At 61.2% G+C, this 23683-nt stretch carries 20 protein-coding genes; 11 read left to right on the top strand and 9 right to left on the bottom strand.

Annotated features, from left to right (window positions below; genetic code table 11):
* Positions 1-246 precede the first annotated feature (246 nt).
* Positions 247-1536: an O-antigen ligase family protein gene (locus AC3WRI_RS05700; protein WP_010813788.1), complete on the top strand. Its 1290-nt coding sequence runs from the start codon at positions 247-249 to the stop codon at positions 1534-1536.
* Positions 1533-2624 (top strand): glycosyltransferase family 4 protein, encoded by a 1092-nt coding sequence (locus AC3WRI_RS05695; protein ID WP_492292786.1) that lies wholly within the window; start codon positions 1533-1535, stop codon positions 2622-2624. The genes AC3WRI_RS05700 and AC3WRI_RS05695 overlap by 4 nt, the downstream gene beginning before the upstream one ends.
* An 8-nt stretch (positions 2625-2632) precedes the next feature.
* Here AC3WRI_RS05695 and waaA read toward each other — a convergent pair whose 3' ends face one another.
* Genes waaA through AC3WRI_RS05680 form a run of 3 tightly spaced genes read right to left on the bottom strand, consistent with a single transcriptional unit; the run spans position 2633 to position 6394 of the window.
* The gene (gene waaA / locus AC3WRI_RS05690) at positions 2633-3922 is read right to left on the bottom strand and encodes a lipid IV(A) 3-deoxy-D-manno-octulosonic acid transferase (protein WP_492292784.1); all 1290 of its coding nucleotides are present in this window, start codon (positions 3920-3922) and stop codon (positions 2633-2635) included.
* Positions 3922-5028 (bottom strand): lipopolysaccharide heptosyltransferase I, encoded by a 1107-nt coding sequence (gene waaC / locus AC3WRI_RS05685; protein WP_492292782.1) that lies wholly within the window; start codon positions 5026-5028, stop codon positions 3922-3924. Before waaC ends, waaA begins: the two co-directional genes overlap by 1 nt.
* Entirely contained in the window at positions 5009-6394 is a 1386-nt protein-coding gene (locus tag AC3WRI_RS05680) for a phosphomannomutase/phosphoglucomutase (RefSeq protein WP_492292780.1), read from the bottom strand. Before AC3WRI_RS05680 ends, waaC begins: the two co-directional genes overlap by 20 nt.
* Positions 6395-6791: 397 nt before the next feature.
* Between AC3WRI_RS05680 and AC3WRI_RS05675 the strand changes: the two genes are divergently transcribed.
* From AC3WRI_RS05675 to AC3WRI_RS05665, 3 genes are read left to right on the top strand one after another with little or no spacing between them, the layout of a single operon-like run.
* A complete protein-coding gene (locus tag AC3WRI_RS05675; protein ID WP_492292778.1) occupies positions 6792-8108 on the top strand; it encodes a sugar transferase in 1317 nt (438 codons plus the stop codon).
* Positions 8109-8140: 32 nt separating this feature from the next.
* Positions 8141-9274 carry a glycosyltransferase gene (locus AC3WRI_RS05670; RefSeq protein ID WP_492292776.1) on the top strand — a complete coding sequence of 378 codons (1134 nt, stop codon included), beginning with the start codon at positions 8141-8143 and terminating at the stop codon, positions 9272-9274.
* Complete coding sequence (locus AC3WRI_RS05665; protein ID WP_492292774.1) at positions 9259-10494, top strand: MATE family efflux transporter; 1236 nt, start codon at positions 9259-9261, stop codon at positions 10492-10494. The genes AC3WRI_RS05670 and AC3WRI_RS05665 overlap by 16 nt, the downstream gene beginning before the upstream one ends.
* A gap of 173 nt (positions 10495-10667) precedes the next feature.
* Here the strand turns inward: AC3WRI_RS05665 and AC3WRI_RS05660 are convergent, their stop codons facing one another.
* Complete coding sequence (locus tag AC3WRI_RS05660; protein WP_492292773.1) at positions 10668-11732, bottom strand: MraY family glycosyltransferase; 1065 nt, start codon at positions 11730-11732, stop codon at positions 10668-10670.
* A 197-nt stretch (positions 11733-11929) separates the two neighbouring features.
* Between AC3WRI_RS05660 and AC3WRI_RS05655 the strand changes: the two genes are divergently transcribed.
* Genes AC3WRI_RS05655 through AC3WRI_RS05630 form a run of 6 tightly spaced genes read left to right on the top strand, consistent with a single transcriptional unit; the run spans position 11930 to position 18408 of the window.
* Entirely contained in the window at positions 11930-12979 is a 1050-nt protein-coding gene (locus AC3WRI_RS05655) for a glycosyltransferase family 4 protein (RefSeq protein WP_492292771.1), read from the top strand.
* Complete coding sequence (locus AC3WRI_RS05650; protein WP_492292769.1) at positions 12976-14136, top strand: glycosyltransferase; 1161 nt, start codon at positions 12976-12978, stop codon at positions 14134-14136. Before AC3WRI_RS05655 ends, AC3WRI_RS05650 begins: the two co-directional genes overlap by 4 nt.
* Entirely contained in the window at positions 14133-14957 is an 825-nt protein-coding gene (locus tag AC3WRI_RS05645; RefSeq protein ID WP_492292767.1) for a glycosyltransferase family 2 protein, read from the top strand. The genes AC3WRI_RS05650 and AC3WRI_RS05645 overlap by 4 nt, the downstream gene beginning before the upstream one ends.
* Positions 14948-16183: an MATE family efflux transporter gene (locus AC3WRI_RS05640; RefSeq protein WP_492292766.1), complete on the top strand. Its 1236-nt coding sequence runs from the start codon at positions 14948-14950 to the stop codon at positions 16181-16183. The genes AC3WRI_RS05645 and AC3WRI_RS05640 overlap by 10 nt, the downstream gene beginning before the upstream one ends.
* Entirely contained in the window at positions 16176-17528 is a 1353-nt protein-coding gene (wzy, locus tag AC3WRI_RS05635; protein WP_492292764.1) for an O-antigen polysaccharide polymerase Wzy, read from the top strand. The genes AC3WRI_RS05640 and wzy overlap by 8 nt, the downstream gene beginning before the upstream one ends.
* 13 nt (positions 17529-17541) lie before the next feature.
* The gene (locus AC3WRI_RS05630) at positions 17542-18408 is read left to right on the top strand and encodes a glycosyltransferase family 2 protein (protein WP_492292762.1); all 867 of its coding nucleotides are present in this window, start codon (positions 17542-17544) and stop codon (positions 18406-18408) included.
* 45 nt (positions 18409-18453) lie between these two features.
* Here the strand turns inward: AC3WRI_RS05630 and AC3WRI_RS05625 are convergent, their stop codons facing one another.
* From AC3WRI_RS05625 to AC3WRI_RS05605, 5 genes are all read right to left on the bottom strand, one after another.
* Positions 18454-19332 (bottom strand): glycosyltransferase family 2 protein, encoded by an 879-nt coding sequence (locus tag AC3WRI_RS05625; protein WP_492292760.1) that lies wholly within the window; start codon positions 19330-19332, stop codon positions 18454-18456.
* Between the two features lie 8 nt (positions 19333-19340).
* The gene (locus AC3WRI_RS05620; RefSeq protein ID WP_492292758.1) at positions 19341-20270 is read right to left on the bottom strand and encodes an NAD-dependent epimerase/dehydratase family protein; all 930 of its coding nucleotides are present in this window, start codon (positions 20268-20270) and stop codon (positions 19341-19343) included.
* A 60-nt stretch (positions 20271-20330) separates the two neighbouring features.
* Positions 20331-21722: a glycosyltransferase family 4 protein gene (locus tag AC3WRI_RS05615; RefSeq protein WP_492292756.1), complete on the bottom strand. Its 1392-nt coding sequence runs from the start codon at positions 21720-21722 to the stop codon at positions 20331-20333.
* Positions 21723-21804: 82 nt separating this feature from the next.
* Complete coding sequence (locus AC3WRI_RS05610; RefSeq protein WP_492292754.1) at positions 21805-22797, bottom strand: glycosyltransferase family 2 protein; 993 nt, start codon at positions 22795-22797, stop codon at positions 21805-21807.
* Positions 22794-23678: an alpha-1,2-fucosyltransferase gene (locus AC3WRI_RS05605; protein WP_492292752.1), complete on the bottom strand. Its 885-nt coding sequence runs from the start codon at positions 23676-23678 to the stop codon at positions 22794-22796. The genes AC3WRI_RS05610 and AC3WRI_RS05605 overlap by 4 nt, the downstream gene beginning before the upstream one ends.
* Between the last annotated feature and the right edge of the window lie 5 nt (positions 23679-23683).

The following is a 23683-nucleotide window of genomic DNA, read 5'->3' as shown; positions in this document are numbered from 1 at the left end:
GGTTGCGCCAAAGCGCCGGTGAAGCATCGATTGAATCACATACATTCTGTAACGTCCCAACCGGTTCGGCGGGCTAGGATGCGGAACATCAAGAAATCCCACCCTGACCATCCGATATAATTGCCTCGCCCGGCGCAGCAATGTGACCGACAGGCTCCGCTGCTCAGCAGGCGGCAACAAAATAATAAGAAGGATGGATCGGCCCGCATCCCGAGTGCACAACACTTCCTCCGGAAACCTCTCTCCATGCACTTGATGACGAGATTGCAGAGATCCCAATCGTATGGGGTCGACAAAGCTCTGTACCTGGCCGCCTGTGCCGTTCTGGCAGCGTTCCCTGCGCTGATGTTTGTCAAGCCGACGGTTAGCAACCTCTGCTACGGACTCCTGCTCGGCTGGAGCGCCATCACTCTCGTTGCCGGCGGGCGCGCGGGCCGGGCGGAATGTGGGGAGCTGCTGCGCAGGTACTGGTTCTTCATGCTGGCCATGGCGGCGTTACCGCTGGCAGTGCTGTTGCAGCAACTGCTGTCGGGGGCGGAGGAGCCGCATGTTTCTTACCTTTACCTGCGCTTTGCCTTGTTCATTCCGTTGGTTTTTGGGATGGTACGGCTTGGCAGGGGTGGGATGCGGAGCGTGCAGTGGGGTTTCGTGGTCTGTGCACTCCTTTCCGCGGCCTGGATCCACGAGGCGACAGCTGCCGGTCGCCCAGTTCACGTAGGGTCTTCCAATATCATTCCCCTTAGCAATCTTTCCATGCTGATGGGAATACTCGCCCTGATTTCAATTGGATGGGATCGGCGCAGGGACTATTTGCAATCGGGCCTGAAGCTGCTGGCCGGCTTTGCCGGCCTGTACGCCTCATACATGAGTGGCACGCGTGGCGGCTGGCTCGCCATCCCGGTGCTGGCGATCATTGCGTTGGCAGCATCTCGCAGATTGACTCGCCTACACAAGGCCGCCGCCCTCGCAGGACTGGCCGGTCTTATGACCCTCACCTGGTTCGGCAGCGCCTGGGTGCAGCAGCGCACGACAGAGGTTGTATCCGAACTGTCTCAATTTGATCACCATGTAACACTGGACACGTCGATCGGTATACGGCTACAGCTGTGGCGAGAATCGCTCCAGATGGTGCAGGCCCATCCCTGGACCGGCGTGGGGCCGGAGAACTTCGAGCGGACCCTGCAGACGCTTGCGGCGCAGCATGAGATCTCCCCACTCGCTGCCAGCATGCCGCATTCACACAACGAACTCCTGCATGCTACGGCCACACTCGGCATCCCGGGCCTATTGGCAATCCTTGCTCTGTATCTGGTACCGGCCGCCTTCTTCCTGCGCCATCTTGGCAATGCCGACCGGGGCACGCAGGTCGCCAGCGCCATGGGCCTGGCCCTGTGCTGCGGCTTCATGGTGTTCGGCCTGACCGAGGTCATGTTCGCCACGACCCTGGTCAATGCCTTCTACAGCCTGATCATGGCCGTTTGCTTTGCCTATGTGGTTGCGCGCAAGGACGCATTGCCCGCGCGGGCGGCCAGTTGAGCCAGGACTCACGACGCCACATCTGCTTCCTGACCGGTACCTTGAATGCGATGGCCGGCGCGGAGCGGATGACCGCAACGATCGCCAATGCGCTGGCCGATCTTGGCCATCGTGTCACGGTCCTGAGCCTCTGGGATGCTGCCAGCCGGTTCCCTCTGCATCCACGCGTGCGCCATGAAGCGCTGTTCGCGCAACGGCCCTCCTTCAAACGCGCCTATTTCGCCACGGTCGCCGGCATCCGCAGGCACTGCACCGCGCATCGCATCGATGTGCTGGTACAGGTCGACACCATGCTCGAACTCTTCGTGCTGCCTGCCACCCTCGGCCTGGGCCTGCACCATATCGCGTGGGAGCATTGCCATTTCGACGAGGATCTCGGCAAGCCGGCACGCAAGGTAGCACGTCGGCTGGCCGCGCAGTTCTGCCGGCAGGTGGTCGTGCTGACAGAACGGGACCGCCGCCGCTGGCTTGAGGCACTGCGGCCGCGCAGCGAGGTAGTCTGCCTGCCGAATCCGTTGCCATTTCCGATGCCGGCCGAACCCGCGCCACGCATGCAGAAGACCGTGCTGGCCATGGGCCGGCTGGTCCCGGCGAAAGGTTTCGATGTCTTGCTGCGCGCCTGGCAGAAGGTGGTGGAAGCGGAACCGGAATGGCATCTGGTCATCCACGGCGAAGGCGAAGCGCGCCCTGCCCTCACTGCACTGGTCAGCCAGCTGCAACTGCAAGGCCGGGCCAGCCTGCCGGGTATCTGCCAGGATCCGGCGCAGGCCTACGGGCGTGCATCGGTCTTCTGCCTGAGCTCGCGCTATGAGGGATTCGGGCTGGTGCTGATCGAAGCGATGGCTTTTGGCCTGCCGATCATATCGACCGATTGCGAGACCGGACCCCGCGAACTGCTTACCCCGGGGCAGGATGCTCTGGTGGTTGCCGTGGATGATGCCGATGCGCTGGCCAAGGCGCTGCTGACAGTGATCCGCCAGCCGGAACTGGCGAGCCGCCTTGGCGCCGGCGGCCGCGACAAGGCAAGCCAATTCACGCTGGAGCGGCTTGCGCTGCAGTGGGATGCCCTGGTCAAGGCACCAGGGTAGGCACCGGATCAGCCTTCCAGCGCCGGGGCCAGCGCAGCGAGGGTGCGCACGGTGGCGCCCCGATGCAGGCCTGCAAAGGTCTGCGCATGCGCGCGCATATCGGCCAGACGGGCCGGATCGGCCAGCACGCTTGCCGCGATGCGCATCAGCGCATCGGCATTGTCGACGCGCAGGCAAGCGCCCGCGGCAATCGCGTCTTCCGTCGCCTGCGCAAAGTTGAAGGTATGCGGACCGACCAGCACCGGCGTGCCGACCGCGCAGGCCTCGATCAGGTTCTGTCCCCCCAACGGCAACAGGCTGCCACCGATAAAGGCAAGATCCGACGCAGCAAAGTACATCGCCATCTCGCCCATCGAATCGCCCAGCACGATATCGGCAGTCAGCCGCGCCTGGATGCCGTCAAGATCCAGTGCACTCCGGCGCTCGACCGAGAACCCCGCACGCGCCGCCATCGCGGCGACTTCATCGAAGCGCTGCGGGTGACGGGGGATCAGCAGCAAAGCGGGACGCGGGACATCGCCCGCCAGTGATTGCCAACGGGAGAAGGCATCGAGCAACATCGGCTCCTCTCCCTCGCGTGTGCTGGCGGCTGCCAGCACCGCACGCGTGCCAATGACCTTGCGCAACTGCTCGCCCAGCGCAACGCCTGCCGGCGCCGGCTGCATATCGAACTTCAGGTTGCCGGTGATCTGCACCGCCGGCACGCCCAACGCCTGAAAGCGCTCGGCATCACCCGCCGTCTGCGCCAGCACGCCCGCAAAATCCCCATACATGACCGCCGCCGCACGCCCAAACCTCGCCGTGCGCCGGAAGCTGCGCGGCGACAGGCGCGCGTTGACCAGGAACAGCGGCACACCGGCCTTGCGCGCGCCGCGCACCAGGTTGGGCCACACCTCCGTCTCCATCAGCATGCCCGCCTGCGGCCGGAAATACCGCATGAAACACCCCACCAGCCATGGCAGGTCATACGGCAGGTAGCATTGCAGGATGCGCGGCTCCTTGCCGAACAGCTGCGCACCGGTCTGGCGGCCGGTCGGCGTCATGTGCGTCAGCAGCAGGCGGTGGTGCGGATAGGCGCCGAGCAGCGCCTCGATCAGCGGCTGCGCGGCGCGGGTCTCGCCCACCGACACGGCGTGGACCCATAGCCACGGACCTTTCCGGGGCAGGCTGCCGTATATACCCAGGCGTTCGCCGACATGCTGCAAGTAGCCCGGCTCCTTGCGCGCACGCCAGGCCAGGCGCAGCAGCGCCAGCGGCAGCACCACCACCCATAACATGCTATAGAGCAAACGCAGCATCAGGCAGCCACTCCGCGCACGCGGCAAGCCGCGTCGTAGACCTCATCGACAGACGGCACCACGCCGTCGTCACCGACATTGGCGATGCGCCCGGACCAGTAGCCCTCAGTCTTCCAGCGCCACGTGGCCGTATAGATCTCCACCGTCGGCCGGCACAACGCCGCGGCAATATGGACCAGGCCCGTATCGACCCCGATCACCACCTCGGCCCGGTTGATCAGCCCGAAACCCTGCATCACCGAGAATCGCGGCAACACCCTCGCCTGCGGCACACCGGCAGCGATCTCTTCGGCAGCCTGGCGTTCCTTGTCATTGCCCCACGGCAGCAACATCACCAGCCCCTCATCCGCCAGCCGCCTGCCCAGCGCATGCCAGTTCTGCACCGCCCATTTCTTGCGCGCGCCAGCGGTCGCATGGAAGCACACGGCATAGCGCGCAGGCAGATCGCCCCACAGCGGATCGTCCACATGCAGCGACTGCGCGGCAGGCCCGAAAAACTGCGGCGGCTCCGCCGGCACAAGCCCGGTCAGCGCAGCGCCCAGCAAGCGCGAGCGCCGCACCGAATGCGTCTGGCGCGGCACCCGCACAGGATCGGTGTATAGCAGCCGCGCCGCCGGCTCATAGCCGGAGCCCTCCGTGGCATTGCCCAGCCCGATAATCGGCGCACCGGGCGCCCGCGCGGCCACGCGCGCGACCACTGCGGTCTTGAGCAAACCCTGGCTCTCGATCACCGCGTCATAGCGCTCCTGGCGCAGCGCGTCACGCACCTCGCCCACCTCGCGCCAGGTGCCCCCCTGCAGGACGCGCTTGCGCCAGCGCCGCAGCGCAAACGGGATTACCCGGCGCACCTCCGGCAGCAGCCGGACAAGCTCGACATAGCCCTCTTCCACCACCCAGTCGATCTCGGCACCCGGCCAGCGCGCCCGCAGATCATGCACCAGCGGCATGTTGTGCACCACGTCACCGAGCGACGACACCTTTACCAGCAGGATGCGCGGCCGTTCCGGCAGTATGAAAGGCACCGCGGCCGGCGTGGGCTGCGCCACACCGGCCGCGTCCGATGATGCCGCCGGCACCGTCGCGCGCTCAGAACGGGAGCTGAGCATCCGGCTTCTCTGCCAGGATCACGCGCTTGAACTCCGCCTGGATACGCGCCAGCGCGGCGTCGTTATCCGCCTCGAAACGCATCACCACCACCGGGGTGGTGTTGGACGGGCGTGCCAGGCCGAAGCCATCGGCATACTCCACGCGCACGCCATCGATGGTGATCACCTCACGCGCCCCTTCGAACTTCGCGTTCGCCTTGATCTGGTCCAGCAGCGTGAACGGCTCACCCTCGGCACACTTGAGCTGCAGTTCCGGCGTGTTGTTGGCATTCGGCAGCGCGTTCAGCACCGCGCTCGGATCCGCGTGGCGCGACAGGATCTCCAGCAGGCGCGCGCCCGTGTACAGGCCATCGTCAAAACCGTACCAGCGATCCTTGAAGAACACGTGGCCGCTCATCTCGCCCGCGATCGGCGCGCCCGTTTCCTTCAGCTTGGCCTTGACCAGCGAATGGCCGGTCTTCCACATCAGCGGCTCACCGCCGTGCTCGCGGATCCAGGGGGCCAGTTTGCCGGTGCATTTCACGTCGTAAATAACCTGGGCGCCCGGGTTGCGCGACAGGATCTCTTCAGCGAACAGCATCAGTTGCCTGTCCGGGAAAATCACCTGACCGTCCTTGGTCACCACGCCAAGGCGGTCGCCGTCACCGTCGAAGGCCAGGCCAAGCTCGCAGTCCGTCTCGCGCAGGGCCTTCATCAGATCCTGCAGATTCTCGATATGGGCAGGATCAGGGTGATGGTTCGGGAAGTTGCCGTCCACGTCGCAGAACAGTTCAGTCACCTCACAGCCCAGGCCACGGAACAGGTCACCCACGAAGGCGCCGGCCACGCCGTTGCCGGCATCCAGGGCAACCTTCATCGGACGGGCCAGCTTGACGTCGCTGATGATGCGGTCGAGGTACCTTTGGCGCACATCGACTTGCTTGTAGGTGCCGGCACCGCTGCTGAACTGGCCGGCTTCGATCCGCTGGCGCAGCGCCTGGATCTGCTCGCCATAGATCGCCTTGCCGGCCAGCACCATCTTGAAACCGTTGTAGTCCGGCGGGTTGTGGCTGCCGGTGACCATGATGCCGGAGGTCGGGCGGACGCCGTCGATCTCGATGTTGGTGGCGAAGTAGACCATCGGGGTGGCGACCAGGCCGATGTCGATCACGTCCAGGCCGGCGGCGCGCAGGCCTTCTACCAGGCCGGAGATTAGGTCGGGGCCGGAGAGGCGGCCGTCGCGGCCGACGGCTACGGTTTTTTCGCCGAGTTCAGCCGCGGCGGAGCCGAAGGAGAGACCGATGAAGCGCGCAGCTTCACGCGTCAGCGTCTTGCCAACGACGCCGCGAATGTCATAGGCCTTGAAAATCGATGGATCAATTTGCATGAGCGTTACGATAGTTGGATGCGTGTTTACGACAGGAGAGCGCCGATGCCGCCAATGTGTGCAAAGCAGCATTGTGCCGGATTGTGCAAGCGCAGTAACCGTCCAGATTGAAGACGTACACTGGATTGCGACGCCGAGGCACGCACAATGCACCAATGTGCACATATCGGGCCCATGGATAGGGAGGCAGTTATAATCATGCGCCCCGATTGCAGAATTCCCTCGGCCAGGTCGGTAGTGAAGCGCAGATTTGTGCACGTTCATCCACCCGAGCTAACCATCATACCTTTGCTTAACCAGCCGATGGCTGGGGAAAAACTGGTTGCAGTTGCAAGATTTTGTAAATCTGTACAGTGACAAACTCGCGTAGAGGGTTGACGTGTGGCTAGATTCACCAATGACGAAAACCAATAGTATTTCCCGCTCGGCACCAGCCGTTCGCGCGCGAGGATCCGAGATCATCCGTCGTGCCAGCCGGATGGTGGCCTGGGCTCTGTTAGGCCTGATATTTCTCGGCCTCGGCATGTTTGCAGTTGAAGTACTACGCCAAACTGGAATTGTCACAGGGCTGTTTACGCGCACGCTGGGCTGGTCTGCGGCTGCATACGTCGGTGCGTTCGTGCTTATGCTCAGGTCGCTGCATTTGCCGCCTGTCGAGGGCAACAGCCTTGTCGGGCTGTCCGTGACATTGGCTTTTGTAGCCCTGCTGCTGTGTTTCGCCGTTATGCGAATGGAGTATTCGCGCGTAGCGTTGTTACTCACCTATTTTGGCACGCTAGTGTGGACGTGGTTCGGGTACCGGTTGTTTGTCAGGAACTATGTACCCGTGTTTGGATACTCCGATCCCGCGACGCTCGCGCAACTCGAACAGATCGTGAACATGCCCGGTGCAGCCCTGCCGAGTCCGCACCGGCTCGAGCATATCCGGTCCCTGGAGGAAGCCACCGGGTGTGACGCATTGATGGTCGATCGGCACGCCATGACCGATCCGGAACGCACTCGCACACTGTCGCAGCTGAAGTTGACACATGTCCGCATGTATTCCGTCGAACGAATCGGCGAGATGCTGACTGGGCGGGTGGGACTCGCGCATATCGATGAGAATTTCCTTGACGACTACGCTAAGCACTATTTTTACGGCTTCCTGAAGCGACTCATAGACATTGTTTCCGTGGTGGCAATGGCACCGCTTGCAGTTCCAGTAGGCGCGCTGGTTGCGCTTGCCGTCCGCCTTGAGTCAAAGGGCCCGGCGGTATTCCGCCAAGTGCGTGTCGGTCTGTTTGGTCGCCCCTTTGTCATGTTGAAGTACCGCAGCATGACCACAGAGGACGATGCTCCTGCGCAGTTCGCGTCGAAGCAAGATCCTCGTGTCACCCGCGTTGGCCGGATCATCCGCAAGTATCGGCTCGACGAGATTCCGCAACTCTGGAATGTGTTGACGGGCGACATGAGCCTGATCGGGCCGCGGCCAGAACAGGTGCCCATGGTCGAGCAGTTCTCGCAGAGCATTCCCTACTATCCCTATCGCCATCTGGTTCGCCCCGGCCTTTCTGGCTGGGCGCAGGTCCAGCAGGGGTATGTAGGCACCCACGAAGAGACGGTCACAAAGCTAAGTTATGACCTGTACTACGTGAAACACTGTTCGTTTGCCTTGGACCTGCTGATTGCAGTCAAGACACTTCGAACCTTACTTACCGGATACGGCGCGCGTTGAACCCGCCCGAGCCATCCGCTCAACCGGAGTCTTTGCGTATCCTGCTGGTGACAACCGGCCTACGCATGGGTGGTGCTGAACAGCAGGTTGCCGCCCTCGCGAAAGCGTTCATCGCACGAGGTCACTGCGTCGCGCTGATCAGCCTGACTCCGGATTGCGAAGTCCCCATGCCCGACGCGGTAGAGCGCCTGATGCTCGATTTGCGCAAGACACCTCTGTCGATGGTTCATGCGCTATTGAAAGCACGACACTTTGCGTTGGAATGGCGCCCGGACATCGTGAATTCGCATATGTTCCATGCGAATATGTTTGTGCGTTTACTGTCGCGCATTTGCCGTCTAGCTCCGCTGATCTGCGCGGCGCACAGCTTTTCAGAGGGCGGCCGGCTGCGCATGCTCTGCTATCGGCTCACCGATGGCTGGTGTACGCTGACTACGCAGGTCAGCGAGGCCAGTCGCGCAGAGATGATCCGGGCGGGAGCCGTCAGGCCTGACCGTGTTTGCGTGATGTACAACGGGATCGATACGGAGAAATTCAAGCCAGACGTGGCACTACGCGAGCGCACGCGCGCGCAGCTTGGCATTGAGTCCCGCGCACGTTTGATCCTGACCACAGGACGCCTGGTCGTAGAGAAAGCGCAAGATAGCCTGATCGATGCGTTCCAACGGATGAACCGTTCACAACCTACCCGCCTTCTCATTGCAGGCGATGGGCCGCAGCGTGCAGCGTTGCAGAAGCGGATATCAAAATACGGACTGCACGATGCCGTCTCACTGCTGGGGACAAGGCACGATATTCCCGCCCTGTTAAATGCAGCTGATCTTTTCGTACTCTCTTCGCGCGTCGAGGGCATGCCGCTAGCGATTGGCGAAGCGCTGGCTTGCAGGCGCCCTGTCGTGGCCACTTCGGCGCCCGGTGTCAAGGAACTAATGGGTGACATTGGCATCATGGTGCCCATTGACGATATCGATGCACTCGCGCTCGCCATGACGCAATCGTTGGCCACTGAGGCCAGAACAGAAGACCAACGCGACATGCGCCGCCAACGAATCGTCACGCACTTCGGTATTGCCGCTGCCGCCGATCGCTGGTTATCGCTCTATCGCGAGATGCAGTACGAAGCCTCTGAGCACGCACGCTGCACAAGGTCATGCGGCGACGCATAGCTGGCAACATCGGCTGGATGTTGCTCGATCGCTGCTCGCAAGTGCTGGTGGGAATCGGCATCGTCGCGATACTTGCCCGTACCCTCGGCACCGACGGCTTTGCGGCGTTTCAATACGCCCAGTCCCTGGTACTGATCGGGGCCTCCATCGCGCTGATTTGCGGTAGCGAAGTCGTGGTTCCGCGGCTTGTAGCGCTTGGCGATCTAGCCGCACAACATCGGCTCCTCAAGCACGTATTCCGCCTGCGCCTTCTGGCCGCTTGCTGCGCCTACCTGCTGGTCTGCGGCTTTCTATGGGTATCCCGGCAAGGGGATGCCAGTTGGCAGCCGGCGTTGATCTTGGGTATCGCAATCCTGCTGCGCGAACCCGCTGGCGTCGTGATCGCGTGGACGCAGGCCCATACGCGAACCCGGCCAAGTGTGCTGATCAATCTTGCTTCCCTGGCTTTGAAAGCCGGCTCTGTTGCCACGCTTGCCGTGATGGGAATTCATGCCGTTGGCGCCTACGCCGCCGCTTTCGTTCTTGAGGCCCTGATGGCCGCTGTCTTACTTGGCACCTTCTATCGCAAATACATGCCACAGCAGGCTGTCGATTACGATGGCCAACTGACGCGTCAACTGTTCCGCGATGGATCTCTATTCTGGATCAGCTTTATGCTGATGATGGCGGCGCGCAGGGCTGATCAGCTGATACTCAGACCGCACGTACCTTCTGAAGAGTTCGCTGCCTATGCGGCCGCAATGCAGATCGTGGACAACTACACCACGTTGGCCACCATTCTCGCGGGTAGCATCGCTCCGCTCTACGTCTATGCACGGGATGCGTCCGCTGGCATTCGCAATGTACTGAAGCTGGCGGCCTTCATCACCATCGTGGGGGCTGCCGGCACCGTGCCCCTTATCCTCCTGGCGCCATGGATCGTGCATCTGTTGTATGGCGCCGCGTTTGCGGAGGCAAGCTCGCTATTGCGCCTGGCCACCCTTGCCTCGCCATTGGTGTTTGCCGATGTTGGCTTTACTATCCTGGCAATTTACCTGCGCAAGCCCCGATGGATCGCCATCAAATGGGGCCTTGCGCTTCTGGCAACAGTTGCTGTCGATCTGACCGCTATTCCCCGATTTGGCGCAAGGGGGGCCGTTCTAGGCTACACAGTTGCCAATGTCCTGGCCACGCTGGCAGGTATCTACATGTGGCTCCACGCGCGAAGGGCTCAGCCATGACCTGCGCACTGCCAATTGGAGCTTAACTAGGCACCCGCCCATCAGCCTCCATTCTACGAAGGACTCCAGGAACGCAAATTATTGCAGACCCTGAGCCAGGTACTGGCGCAGGGAAAGTCCACGGCGGCGTTGGAGAGAGGGGGAATTCAGCTTACATATGGCTCGCATTGGCACTATCGCGAGCGAAGTCTCCGTATCCATCGGATCACGACCCACGCTCGCTGCATGATCAGCAAGTGAATGCCCGTAAGCAGCAGGAATGCCACGAACAGTATGGACTCCGGCACGCCTTGCTTCCATGCAATCACGCCAATCAGACCGAGTAGAAAGTTACCGATCAGGAGGAACCACACTGCCTGCTTGCTATCAAGTCCCGCCCGCAACAGCAGGTGATGCAGGTGGGTGCGATCGGCCGCCAGCGGATTCTTACCCTGGATTGCCCGACGCAAAACCACCGCGAGCAGATCAATCAAGATCAGCCCAACCACCCAGAGCATAACGGCCGGGGGCACATGGCCAGCGGGGTTGTACTCCTTCTGAGACAGTTCCACCGAGAACCAGCTGATCCCGTAGCCCAGCAACAAGCTTCCTGCATCGCCCAGGAAAACCAACCGGCGACGCAGGGGGCTGGGCATGTTGAACAGCAGGAATCCTGCAATGGCACCACACACCAGAAGGCAGATCCGGTATGCACCCGGATTGCCAATGTCGTTTGCCAGCCACGCGAACCAGCCGAACACAATAAAGGAAAGCCCCCCTGCCAGGCCATCCATGCCATCGGTCATGTTGATGGCATTGACCACCGCGAGGACAGCAAGTAGGGTCAGCGGAATGCCCCACGCATGAAGAATGACGTCGCGCTTGTTGAGAAGATCGCCCAGCGAGTGTAGATATACCTCGCCCCACGAAGTCATCAGGATTGCCGCTGTGAACTGGAATGCCAGCTTGCTTAGTGGCGGAATGCCATTCAGATCGTCGAAGAGGCCAACCAGCGCAAGCAGCGTCAGGCCAATGTACAGCGGCGTGTACTGATCATAGCCGCGCACGAACATCGCCGTGGACACCCAGACCGCGATGAGGATCGCGATACCGCCGACCAGCGGCGTCGAGCCTTCGTGCCGCTTTCTTCCGCCGGGGTGGTCAAGCAAGCCTCCGCGGGTGGCCAGTGGGCGCAGGATCAGCACAGCGCCTGCACTCAACAAGGCCGCGATTGCAGGGAGCCAGAATAGTTCAAACATGAAAACTCAAGAGAAATCGTAGCGTCAAGGTCGGGCCGGTATTCGCGTAGAATGTCGGCTTCCCGCCCGTGTCCACGTTCAGCATTGCAGATCAGGCGAACGTGCGGCGGCAAGCGGTCATTTGACTTCACATCGTGCCGCCCCGATAGTAGGGCCTGCCCTCCGCGTTGTGCAACCGCACAACCACAGTATTGTTCATGCTCTTGCCTATTTTTCTCGTATCGCGTAATGGAGTAAAGAACACGGGCGGCGTCGAGCGCGTCGTACATCTTCTCCAGAGCGACCTCAAACGGCATGGCGCCGAAGTAACCCTGGTCGACGAAGCCAAGGTTTTACCACAGTTTCTGTGTGGCAAGCGCCTTGCGCAGTTTGCCTTTCCAATCGCGGCATCGCTGTGGCTATGGGCCAGAAGATTATCTGACGGCAAATTCGTGACCATTTCCAACTCCTCGTACACACCGCTCTATCCTGCAGAAGCAGTAATCGTTCACGGTTCCGCGGCTGGTTATATCCGGGCCCTGGCCAAGTCGGGCAACCGGTTTCTGGGGATGCGGCTTCTGGCCCGCCTCGAAGGCCTGACAATGCGATGCGCGCATCGCGTGATCTGCGTCTCGGAAGCCGTCCGCGACCTGTGCATTGGTCACCATGGGGTACCCGCAAGAAAATGCCGCGTGATCCACAACGGCATTGACGCGACCGTGTTCAATGCCGGGCAGAAATTCACGAACGGCCTCGTGCGGCTGGGCTTTGCGGGACGCCTGGAATATGGCAAGGGGTTGCCTTATCTGATCGAGATAGCGCGCTGGATCGGCACGCAACCCGACGTGCGGCTGGTCATTGCAACGACGAGCGACGTGCCGACTGCCTTGAAGAATCTCCCCGGCGTCACAATTGTCCCCGGCCTCGCGCCGGACCAGATGTCGACTTTCTACGACATGATCGACATCATGCTATTGCCCTCCCTCTTCGAAGGGTTCGAGCTTGTCACACTCGAGGCATTGGCTTCCGGCGTCAGTGTACTAGGCACCCGGGTGGGCGCCTGCGATGTATTCCTGCGGCAAGGCGTGCCCTGGGTCAGCGAACTGCCGACAGACGCCGGTGATTTCGTCAGGCAAGCTGCGTCGATTTTTGAGCGTCTGCGACGCAATAGCGACCCCGCTTGCATGCACGCATTCATTGAAGAATCCTTCTCCATCGAGCGCTTCTGCAAGCAGATTCGCGCACAACTGCAATTGCGAGATTCGTGAACGTTCTGCTGATATCACCCAATGGGCTTCAGGAGCTTTCCGGAGGCGGCCTCTATCTCCGCTCGCTGGCCCAGGCGCTTTGCGCCGCCCAAGGCGTCGACCAGCTGACCGTCATCAGCAAGGACATGGGCAATGGGGAAATATTCGAGTTCCCTGCCCACTGCAAACGCATTTACCTGAAGAAGAACACGCTCCGGGATGTGGCGGCACGCGTGCGACTGTGCCCCACCTACTTGATGACTTACCGCTCCCTGCTGATGCGGGAAGCGCGCGCCGCGGACGTCACGCTGTTCCACAATTCCCGCCTCGGAAGGCTCATGTCCGACATTCGCAAAAAAGTGCCCGGGAGGACATACGGGATACTGAGCGACAACGTGGAAGCCGAACTGAAGCGCCAGCACAGTGGGGGAAATATGTTACGGCAAGTAAGTAATGCGTTGGACACGCGGCTTATTCGCCACGCGGAGGCCCCGTGCCGCTCCGCGGACTTCATGACCTTTATCACTGAGGCCGACCGCACGCTGTTCGACAGCCATTACGGCATGCCCGCGCGCACAGGCATATTGCCCATCTCGCTGTCTCGTGGCGAGCCCGACGCGCAACGCCTGGCGGATTCCGCCGCCCATCCCCAGATTCTGTTCACCGCCCATTTCGGCTTTGCACCAAATCAGACCGCCTTGCATCACTTCGCCGAAGTGGCAAAGGCGTTCAAGGAAAGCGCCGATACGCCCGTGCAGTTCGTCGTTGCGGGCGCCCGTGCGGCGGAAATGGCCGCACCCTACCCCTGCCTGCAGGTCATCGACAATCCCGATCCCGACCGGATGTCCGCCGCCTTTGCCTCCGCCGCGGTTTACCTGGCACCGGTCAGTTGGGGCAGCGGCATGAAGACCAAGGTCGCCGAGGCGTTGTCGTATGGCATCCCGGTGATCTGCATGCCAAACGCCGCGGTAGGCTATGAAGCCATGCTCTCCGACGAGCGATATCGCGAAGCCATTAGCGTCGTTGAAAATGTGCCACAGATGGCACGCACACTTCACAGAATTTTACAAACCCCCGATCAGGGCTCCCTCCGGAATGCTGCGTCTGCAGCATTCGATGCCTTATACTCGCAGGCGTCGCAGACTCGGCGGCTGGAACTGCTACTCCTTGCAAAATGATCAAATCGAGCGCGAAAAGACTGGTTAGCATCATTACTCCTGTGCATAACGATGGGAAGTATATTCGTGCGACCGCCATTTCGATTCTGCAGCAGAGCCTCACCGACTTCGAATGGATTTTGGTCGATGATGGCTCGAATGGCGAAACGGCAGTCGTGCTCGCCCGTCTTGCCGCATCTGACGCGCGCATTCGAATCATTACAAATCCGGTGGCATACGGTCCCGCACGCGCGCGCAATATCGGTATCGCGGCCGCATCTGGAGAATATGTCGCATTTCTCGATGCTGATGACATCTGGGATGCAAATAAACTTGAACAGCAGGTCACGTTTATGCGCAACCATGACCTGGATTTCAGCTATCACGACTATATTCCGTTTGAGGACGGCAGTGGCCGCCCATTATCGAAGATTTGCGGGCCGAACCGGCTGACGCTGTTTTCCCATAACGCACGGCGCGGCGTGGGATGCCTGGCAGTAATGCTCAAGCGGAAGATCGCCGGCGACGGCGTGTTTCCGGCCATGCCGCCTGGCCTGGTCGCGGAGGACTTTGCGGCTTGGGCGATCCTCATCAAGGGTGGCCTGCGCGGCGAGCGCCTGCCGAAGACGCTGGCATGGTACCGCGTGCGCAAGCGGTCGTTCTCGTCGAACAAGTTCCGCTCGGCGCATTCAGTCTGGTTCATCATGCGCACGATGGAGGGCTTCGGCAAGGTCACGTCGGCGTTCTTCCTTGCGAGCTTCCTGTTCACAGCCATGACCTCACGGGTAGTGGCCCGTGTTTCCAGCCCTTACCAGACACTGGCCGCGCCTCCATGGCATTGAACGCGCTGATCTCGGGTCTGGGCGTTCTCCTGAAGTTGCTCTGCGGCCTGGCCGCGAACAAGATCCTGTCCACGCAGTTGGGACCGGCGGCCTTCGGTTCGTGGGGCAATGTTTTCAGCCTTGCCACCCTCTACACCACATTCTCGAACGGCGGCATCGCACAGGGTCTCGTCGCGCGCCTGTCCGCACCATCGCAAGACACGCAGGCGCGTGCACGCTGGCTGACTGGGGGGATGTTGTTCGCGCTCGGCGTGCCTGTGATCATCGCCATTTGGCATGCCGGCTTCCGAGAGCTGGGAATTGTCAGTGGCGCCATGGCCCTGGACCCGTTTGCGGCTCTGATCCTGGGTCTGCTTGCCGGTCTCGCCTTGCAGATTCAGGCTACCGTGCTCGCTCAAGGCCGCGCTCGCCTCAATGCATTGGTGGTAGCGCTCTCCGGCGTCGCGGCACTCTTGAGCTATTGGTTCTTCGTCATCCCCGGTTCGGTGCAAAGCGCCGTTCATGCGCTAATCGCCGGCTTTGCCGCGACGCTGGTGATCTGGATCGTGGTGGCGGTCGTCACCCGTACTCGCTGGCACTCCGGCGCCGCGGCGATCGGCGAAGGGTTGACCGCCGCACGTTCCCTGGCGCCCTATGTGGCGATCGCGCTCGCGCCGGCCGTAGTGGGCACCGCGGCTGTCATCGCCGTGCGCCAAGTAGTGTCGACGCAGGTAAGCCCGGAAGCAGCTGGCCTGTGGCAAGGGATGTTCCGCATTTCCGACGCGGTTGTCGCTATGGCCCAAGCAGTGGTCAGCTTCGTCTTGCTGCCGGAGGTGTTCCGCAGTGGCACGCCGCATCGCACGCTGAAGTCCCGCATGCCGGCCTATGGATTGCTTGTCGCAACAGGGCTTGCGATTGGCGTGGCGATTCTGTGGCGTGGCGCCGATCTGGTCGTCAAAGTCCTGTATTCCGAAGAATATGCAGGTATCTCGTCCCTGTTGTGGATCGAGTTGCTCGGCGATGCATTCAAAGCCTTGGCAATGCCGTTCGTGGCGTTCTTTATCTATCAAAGAAATCTCCGCTTTTCCTGGGCACTCGAATTGACGTTTTCAGCCTGCTTCGTGGTAGCCACGTACATACTGACCGGCATGACCGGCCTGACGGGCGCCGCAGTGGCCTATGCGCTGGCGAACTTCGTCCTACTGATTGTCGCTTCTGTTTTATTTCTTGGAGCCAGGGATGCCTAATCTTTCTTTTCTGGCAATACTGGTGCTGGCGATCGCTAACCTGATCAGCGGCGCCTACGGCGTGCTCAGTTGGCAAGCACCAGTTACCGCCCTGACATTCCTCCTATGTCTCTACAGGGTCAGCCAGGCGTCTTCCAGCCGGTTCAATCCGGCGCTGCTGCTGTGCATGACGACGAGCCTGTTCCTGTTGAGCCGTTTCCTGATCACCTATTTCTCTGGCTGGGCCGATTACCGCTACGGGGACTGGTTCCTGATGGGGCCGATGGACGAGGTGCTCGTGTCCAAAGCGCTGTCCGGCATTTGCCTGTTCCTGTGCGGGATCACGCTTTCGGCAGGCAAGCTCGGGGAACTGCCGCAGCGGCATGACGAGTACCTGAGCATCTTTGCGTTGCGTGCCGGCCTGCTGCTCCTGCCGTTCACACTCTATCGCCTGTATATCAATATCGACACGTGGAGGAACGGTGACTACCTGGCACTCTACAAGTACGGCGGCCCTGGTGGTATTCCTTATGCACTTGGCGGCTGGCTGATCTTCTGCGTCTTTGCATACCTGGCATCGCGCCCCAGGCTGCGGCTTGCATTTATGGCATATGGAGTCGGGCTATTGCTATGTGTCTTCGACATGCTTAAGGGTGCGCGCGGTATTCCGATGGCCCAGATCATTTGCCTGACCTGGCTCCTGGTAACAACACAACAAATCAAGGTGTCCTTGTGGAAAGCGGGCTGTGCCGCAATGGGCCTGGCGGTAATGGCAGATATCGTGGGCCGCGTGCGTGTGGGTATGCCCATCGGGACCGCCATTTCGTCTGACCCGTTCGAGGCCCTCCTTGGTTTCTTCTATGGACAGGGCGTCAGCCTGATCTTCGTGGTTTCGACGCTGAAGAACCTGGCATCGTTCGCCCCCGTAATCGATGGCCTGCGCTCTACGTTTGCGCTGTTCGCGGATGGGTACCATCGCATGCTCGGTGACCTCCCAGTGGGACAAACGCTGGACTTCGCCCACCAAACGGCGAGCTTGGCGCACCGCGTATCTTTCATCGTCGACGCCGAGATGTACTTGAACGGAAAGGGCATGGGAGGCTCGGCGGTAGCCGAATCCATGCTCTATTCTCCGTTGTTCGGCCCGTTGGTTGCCGGACTGTTCACAGGCGGCTGCCTGCGGCTGATATACCGGGCGGCCAAGGCATCGCCACGCGGCCTCTTTGTCTTCGCGGCCACACTACCCTTCTTCCTGCTGCTGCCGCGCGAGAACCAGCTGTTCTTCGTGGTCCCGTTGCTCAAGGCACTGCTGTTCGTCGGAATCGTTTACGTTATTGCCAAACTCCATGTCAGACAGCCAGCCTAAGGTTACGGTAGTGGTGCCTACCTACAAGCGCGCCCATCTGCTCCCGGACACCATCCCATCTTATCTGCAGCCGGAAGTCGCGCAGCTTGTCCTGGTGGATGACTGCTCGCCCGACAACACGACTGAAGTGGCAAAGCAGCTCATGCAACGCTACCCGCAGATCACCTATCTGCGCAATGAGGTCAACGGCAAGCAAACCACTTCAAAGAACCGGGGCAAGGCGCTGGCGCAAACGGAATTCGTCTACTTTGGCGACGACGATTCCATCCTGAGTCCGGGGGCACTCGGTATCCTGCTCCAAACCGCCACCGAGACATCGAGCGATATCGTCGGCGCCTCGGCGCTATACCTGCGCGACGACAAAGACAGTGAAGCCGCCGTCCTGGCACGCCGCAGGCTGGCCGGCAATGTTGACGATATCGTCCAGCTGAACCGGCTGCAGTTCGACTTTGCCGCCGTGACGCGCCAGCCGATGGAGGTTCCCGTGTGCCACGCGTCGTTCCTGATTCGTGCCGAGGCTGCCAGGGCCATCGACTTCGACACGGGCTATGTCGGCAACTGCTATCGCGAAGAGACCGACTTCCTCGTACGTTGCCGCGCGCGCGGTCTGAGGATTTCCTATGAGTCGCGCGCCGTGCAGATCAATCTGCCGCCTTCGCAGGCCACCGGCGGAGCGCGTGGGCGCGGACGCCTGTCTTACGAAGGCTACGCTCTGTACAACACAGCGCGATTCCTGCTGAAGAACCGCAAGACGCTGAAACAGGCGGACGCCCGTTGCAATGTCGCACTCATGCTCGGCTGGTACGTTGGGGGTCGGATCAGCGCAGTGCTTTCTCGCGTCAACGGGGCGATCGCCCGCCGAGCTTTCCGGCGGAGCTAGGCCAGGTAGATGCCCTCTTCCACCGCCGTTGGCGGCGGAAGACAGTCATGGCCGCGACGCACTAGCCAGGAGTGCCTCGATTTTCTCGGCAACATTCGGCGGCACAGGATCTTCCACTCGCCGAAATGCCAACCCCCGATCCATGCCCGGCAGTGCCGCAAGCACGTCCACCGCAATCTTCACACTACTCGAAACAGCGGCTAGCACGGCATTCATCCATTGTTGGCGCCTCGCGAATGTTTGGAGCTGGACCTGCAAAAGGGCCCGGCGCGCAATAAGCGTAGAGCGGACGCTGTAGTGGCCTTGTCGATATGCGAGCAGCGTTTCGTCCAGGCACGCGAACCGGCTTTCAGTGCAACTTCTCAGCAGCAGCTCCTGGTCCTCTGCCCGCCTGACTTCAGGAATGCGATACCGATGCTTGCGGAACCAGGCCACCCGTCCCATCCATGTTGGGTGAGGCAATGGGAAGCCGCGCCACGGACGCGCACAGATTGCTTCGTGCGTTTGTCGGAACGGATGAAAGCCAACGATGGACCCGTCATTCCTGAAGATCGCCACGCGACAGCCAAGCAGGTCGATATCCGCATGCCGTTCCAGGAAATCGAACTGGCGCCTCAACCGCTCAGGGAAACTCAAATCGTCGGCATCCATTCGTGCAAGGTACCGACCTCGGGCCAGATCGAGTCCCTGATTCAGTCGTTCAGCCAGACCCAGCTGCCTTCCATCTGAAATGAGACGAACGCGCGGGTCCTTGAGCCCTTGTATGAGCGTTACCGTGTTGTCGGTGGAGCCATCATCAAGGACGACCAGTTCAAAATCGTCGAATGTTTGATCGAGAATGGATCTCACCGCCGAGACTATGGTCTTCGCACCATTGCGAACAGGCAGCAGCACGGTGATCGAGATAGCTTGCTCAGGCATCATTGTCGCTTTCATACTCGGCGGTGCCAACCCATATCGCCAGCGATGGCGTCCCACATCGAAGACAGCCCTTGGTTGAAATCCTCCTCAGGCTTCCAGCCCGAGCAAGCATGGAGTTTGGTGCAGTCAAGCACGTTAGCCGACACGTCAAACCGCCGTTCCGGCTCGAAACGGATTCGCACCGGTAGATTGCATTTCGCAGCCAGCGGCTCGATGGCGCGCAGCACTTCGCGATTATTCCGGCCAATACCGGAACCAAGGTTGTAGACCTGGCCAGCATCGCCGCCTTGCAGTACCGCCATGATGCCTCGCGCCACGTCCGCCACGTGGATGTAGTCGCGCACGGTCCCCGACTCGCCGAATACCGTCACTTCCTCCTGCTTGAGAATGGAACCCATCGCCGTCGCAATAAAGCCTTGACCAGTAAACGGCCGCTGACCGGGACCGTATGCATTGGCGGGTCGCACGATGCTTACCGGGACGCCGTGCACTCGATGAAACATCAGGGCGTACTTCTCCTGCGTGAGTTTCGTGATTCCATAGGGCGAGACCGGGTTGGTGACGCTGGTTTCCACCAGTGGCAGCGTGTCGGCGTGTCCATAGACCGTGCCGCCCGAGGACACGATCACCATCTTGCGCAATGCCAACTGGCGAGCGGCTTCCAGCAGCCCGACCGTTGGGGGAAGATTGGCGAGGATATCGAACACGGGGTCGGCATAGCTGGTCTGCGGCACGGTGGCATATGCGAGATCAACGACCTCGTCGACGTCAGCAAGCCGCTCGCCCCAGGCAATATCGCCCTGCCCCACAGAGAGGTATCGAGCCGCGGCCGGCAAGGTAGCAGGGCGCTCGGCACGACGGCCAAGCACCAATACCTCCCGCCCGGAAGCGAGCAGCTCGCGAACGAGCCGGGCGCCGATAAATCCGGCTCCGCCAATCACACAACAACGCATGGTCGCTCTACCCTCAATACTGGTCTTCGTTCGACTGAATCGTGGCGTTCATCCGCCAGAAGGCTCTGAGATTCTTTCCGGCACTTGCACCGCTTCCGTACCGCGCAAGATCGCCTCATAGCGATCGGCAATGCGCGCCCACGTGAACTGCTCCTGCCAGCGATTGCGCGCCACTGCGCCGAGTTCCTCGAGTTGTGCCGCAGCCTCCATCAGGCGCTTCATCTCGGCACCGAACTGTGCGGCGTCGGCGCGTGTGTAGCCACGCTCATCCTTTGGCGCGGGACAGATCACACCACCGCCGGTCCAGCGCGCAATCTCCTCAGCGTTACCAACGGGCACAGACAGGAACGGCGTGCCAGCAGCCGCGGTCTCGAACAGCACAAGCGGCGAATATTCAATGTTCGAGGCAAACACGAACAGGTCGGCATTCATGTAGGCCTGCACCAACTCCTGCCGCCCCAGATCGACCTTCAGCACCTGCTTGTTTGATTGCCGGCTGGCCCGCTCCACCCAATACCGGATCGGATCCGCTGCCTTGCGCATGCTTTGCGGCAGCCAGTTGAGGTGACCCGCCGCTTCCAGCTGCGCAGCGGCAAGTGCATACACGCGCGCTCGGACGCCAGTCCAGCCTTCGCGACGGATGACGCCGAACGAGCGCCATGCAAGTCCGGAGACCCGACGGACACGCCGCCCGAGAACACCGAGCGCTCTCTTCGCAGCGATGGCAACAGCGGACGATGCGTCGGCACCGCCCATTCCGGCTGACGGTTCGGTAATCACCACGGCCGGTGCCGGCGGCGGATTGCCATTCAGGATCAGCGTGACCTTCCGGCGGCCATTACGCAGCCTGGCAAACGCTTCGGCGATCTCCTTGTGTCCCTTGACACCCGTGATGCTGCCGACAGTCAAGAACACAAAGCTGTCAGGGGGAATGTTGTGCCGGCTGCGAAAGGCTTTGTCCTTCTCCACCGAAAATTCGACCTCGCAAGCTCCGTTCGGCAGGATGCTGCAATGCTCCAGACAATGCTGTCGCGCGAAGTCGATATCGCGATAGCGCTCCGCGTAGAAGATCAGATGATCGAACTTCCGAAGTACATTGGGCAAGGCCTCGAAGTATTCGGCATAGGCTGGCTCGTACAGCCCGGAAAACCCACAAGGAATGAACACCTTGCGCGTGCGAATGCGATCAAGGACTGGCCACAGGGCGTCGAACGTCCACTGCTGGGCTGCCTTGATCATGATGGCATCACCATCGAATGCTGTCACGAAGTCGCGGTAACGATCCACTTCGCCATGCATGCCGCGCACCGTGTTGCCGGTCACGCCGAATTCTTCGATGTGAACGCCGTTATGCTCGGAGAAGTCCCGTTCGGCCAGGCGTGTCGTAGCAACCGTCACGTGGTGACCGCGTTGCACAAGCCGCTCGGCCAACTGACGCATGACTTCCTGGACCCCGCCCACGCTGGGGTAGTAGAACTCGCAGCAGAATAGTATCCGCATTACATCGTCCCCTGATTTCGGGTCAGCGAGGCAGGATGCCAATCCGGCGTCCGAAATTGCGCACCGCGCGTGCGATTGGCCGAGCCCAGTTCATGTTGTGCTTCTGGATCAGGTATTGATGCCGCAAGCTCTGGATGCGAGCTTCCGTTCTCTGCGGCACGTCCGACTGCGGAGATTGCGCCGCAAGTTTCTGTCCGGCACTGCGCACGGCCTGGCACATGCGCTCGATATCAGGCCGCGGAGACAGCCGATGCAGCGCCGAATGCGTCAACGCCGCGACATCCAACACGTCCCGCGACGGTTCTCGCTGACCCAGCACGGCGGCGATATTCTCGGCACAGATCAGCACCAGACGCTCCACAAACGGGTTCGGGCCCGTACGTGACATGCTCGCCGGCACTTCCCGATATACCAGCAACCGCTCGGCCAGATTGGCCACGCGCCCCTGGCGTGCCATGCGCGACCAGAGTTCATAGTCCTCAGGCGGCTGACGTGCCGGGTCGGTGGTATATCCACCCACCGCCTCGACCGTGGACTTGCGCATCATGATCGAGCTATGCACGAACGGATTATTGAACAGAAGCTCGAAGCTCAGCGCGCCATGATCGGTCGGATGGTCGTGAGCGCGTTCAGTCGCCGAATCACCGACCCAGATCTGCGCAGCGGTGCCCAGCAGGCCGTGGTCCGGATATTTTTCCAGGAAATCCACCTGGCGAGCGAAGCGTTCGGGGTGTGACAGATCGTCCTGATCCTGACGCGCAATATAGCGACCACGCGCCAGACCAATGCCCCGGTTGAGCGTTCCGGCCAGGCCCATGTTGTCCTGATGAAACAGCCGGATGCGTGGGTCGCTCAGCGATTCGAGCACGCTGGCCGAGTTGTCCTTCGAGCCATCGTTGATGATGATGAGCTCGTAGTCGGTAAAGGTCTGCGCCAGGATGCTGTCCACAGCCTTCTCGACGTCGGTGGCGCCGTTGTAGACCGGCAGCACCACACTGATCAGGGGTGTCGTCATAGTCGGATCCACGAAGCTGGAATCAGGTCGCTCGTATCGTGCGATGCCCCGCTGAACCAATGATGCGGCGCCACCACGATCTTGTCCGCATGCGGGTTGAGCCAGGCCCCCCACCAGCTGAACGAGCTGTTGGCAATCACGTGATGGCGACAGGCCTTCATCAGCGCCATGTCCCAGACACCACGGTCAGCACCGTTCACATCAACCAGCGTGACCGCATGGTCAAGCTTAAAGTTCTCGCTGACCCAGGCATGATCATCGGAGAACACAAAGAAGTGCGGCGCCGAAACCCGCGCGGCAACGTAGTCAACCGCTGCACGGTAATAGTCGAGCGAACACACGCCGTGATACTGCGCCGTCTGCGGATTGTTCACATAGTCGCCGCGACGAATGTGCAGCGACACCGCACTGGCGCCCGCTTCGCGAACCTGTGCGGCGATCTTCTCGTTTGCCGCATCGACCGGCTCCCTGAGCATGAACTCCTGCCGCAGCAGATCGGCAATGCCCGCGAAGTAACGCTCACTCTGCCAGTAACCATCCAGGTAGACGGGAGGCGTGGCCTGCTCGATGCGCGCGTCGTAGGTGAACGACGCTTCCTTGAGCTGGTTCGCGGGACGGTCGAATCCAAGCACCTTGCTGACGCGATTGAACAGTGTTGGCGCCTTCGCCTTGACGCCAGCACAAGCCAGCTCTTCTTCCGTGGCCAGGCGCGCCTGGATCGACAACTCGCCCAGCTCGTAGCGGCGCAGGTCGTAGTGCGCGAAACCGCTGGCGTCCAGCAGCAGCGGCACGCCAAGACGATGTGCAACGGCACGGCCCGTGGCGTACTGGAACATCTGGTTTCCGAGACCGCCGATGAGGTTGGCAATGACAGCTTCCACAAATT

The sequence above is a fragment of the Cupriavidus sp. FW305-27 genome (assembly GCF_058787995.1).
This window is presented reverse-complemented; position numbering and strand designations above follow the sequence as displayed.

Excerpts from the sequence above, each read along its gene's own strand:
- AC3WRI_RS05625 (WP_492292760.1), bottom strand. The coding sequence starts at position 19,332 with ATGATGCCTGAGCAAGCTATCTCGATCACCGTGCTGCTGCCTGTTCGC.
- AC3WRI_RS05655 (WP_492292771.1), top strand. The coding sequence starts at position 11,930 with ATGCTCTTGCCTATTTTTCTCGTATCGCGTAATGGAGTAAAGAACACG.
- AC3WRI_RS05660 (WP_492292773.1), bottom strand. The coding sequence starts at position 11,732 with ATGTTTGAACTATTCTGGCTCCCTGCAATCGCGGCCTTGTTGAGTGCA.
- waaC (WP_492292782.1), bottom strand. The coding sequence starts at position 5,028 with ATGCTCAGCTCCCGTTCTGAGCGCGCGACGGTGCCGGCGGCATCATCG.
- AC3WRI_RS05645 (WP_492292767.1), top strand. The coding sequence starts at position 14,133 with ATGATCAAATCGAGCGCGAAAAGACTGGTTAGCATCATTACTCCTGTG.
- AC3WRI_RS05615 (WP_492292756.1), bottom strand. The coding sequence starts at position 21,722 with ATGCGTCAGTTGGCCGAGCGGCTTGTGCAACGCGGTCACCACGTGACG.
- AC3WRI_RS05675 (WP_492292778.1), top strand. The coding sequence starts at position 6,792 with ATGACGAAAACCAATAGTATTTCCCGCTCGGCACCAGCCGTTCGCGCG.
- AC3WRI_RS05700 (WP_010813788.1), top strand. The coding sequence starts at position 247 with ATGCACTTGATGACGAGATTGCAGAGATCCCAATCGTATGGGGTCGAC.
- wzy (WP_492292764.1), top strand. The coding sequence starts at position 16,176 with ATGCCTAATCTTTCTTTTCTGGCAATACTGGTGCTGGCGATCGCTAAC.
- AC3WRI_RS05665 (WP_492292774.1), top strand. The coding sequence starts at position 9,259 with ATGCGGCGACGCATAGCTGGCAACATCGGCTGGATGTTGCTCGATCGC.
- waaA (WP_492292784.1), bottom strand. The coding sequence starts at position 3,922 with ATGCTGCGTTTGCTCTATAGCATGTTATGGGTGGTGGTGCTGCCGCTG.
- AC3WRI_RS05610 (WP_492292754.1), bottom strand. The coding sequence starts at position 22,797 with ATGACGACACCCCTGATCAGTGTGGTGCTGCCGGTCTACAACGGCGCC.
- AC3WRI_RS05640 (WP_492292766.1), top strand. The coding sequence starts at position 14,948 with ATGGCATTGAACGCGCTGATCTCGGGTCTGGGCGTTCTCCTGAAGTTG.
- AC3WRI_RS05680 (WP_492292780.1), bottom strand. The coding sequence starts at position 6,394 with ATGCAAATTGATCCATCGATTTTCAAGGCCTATGACATTCGCGGCGTC.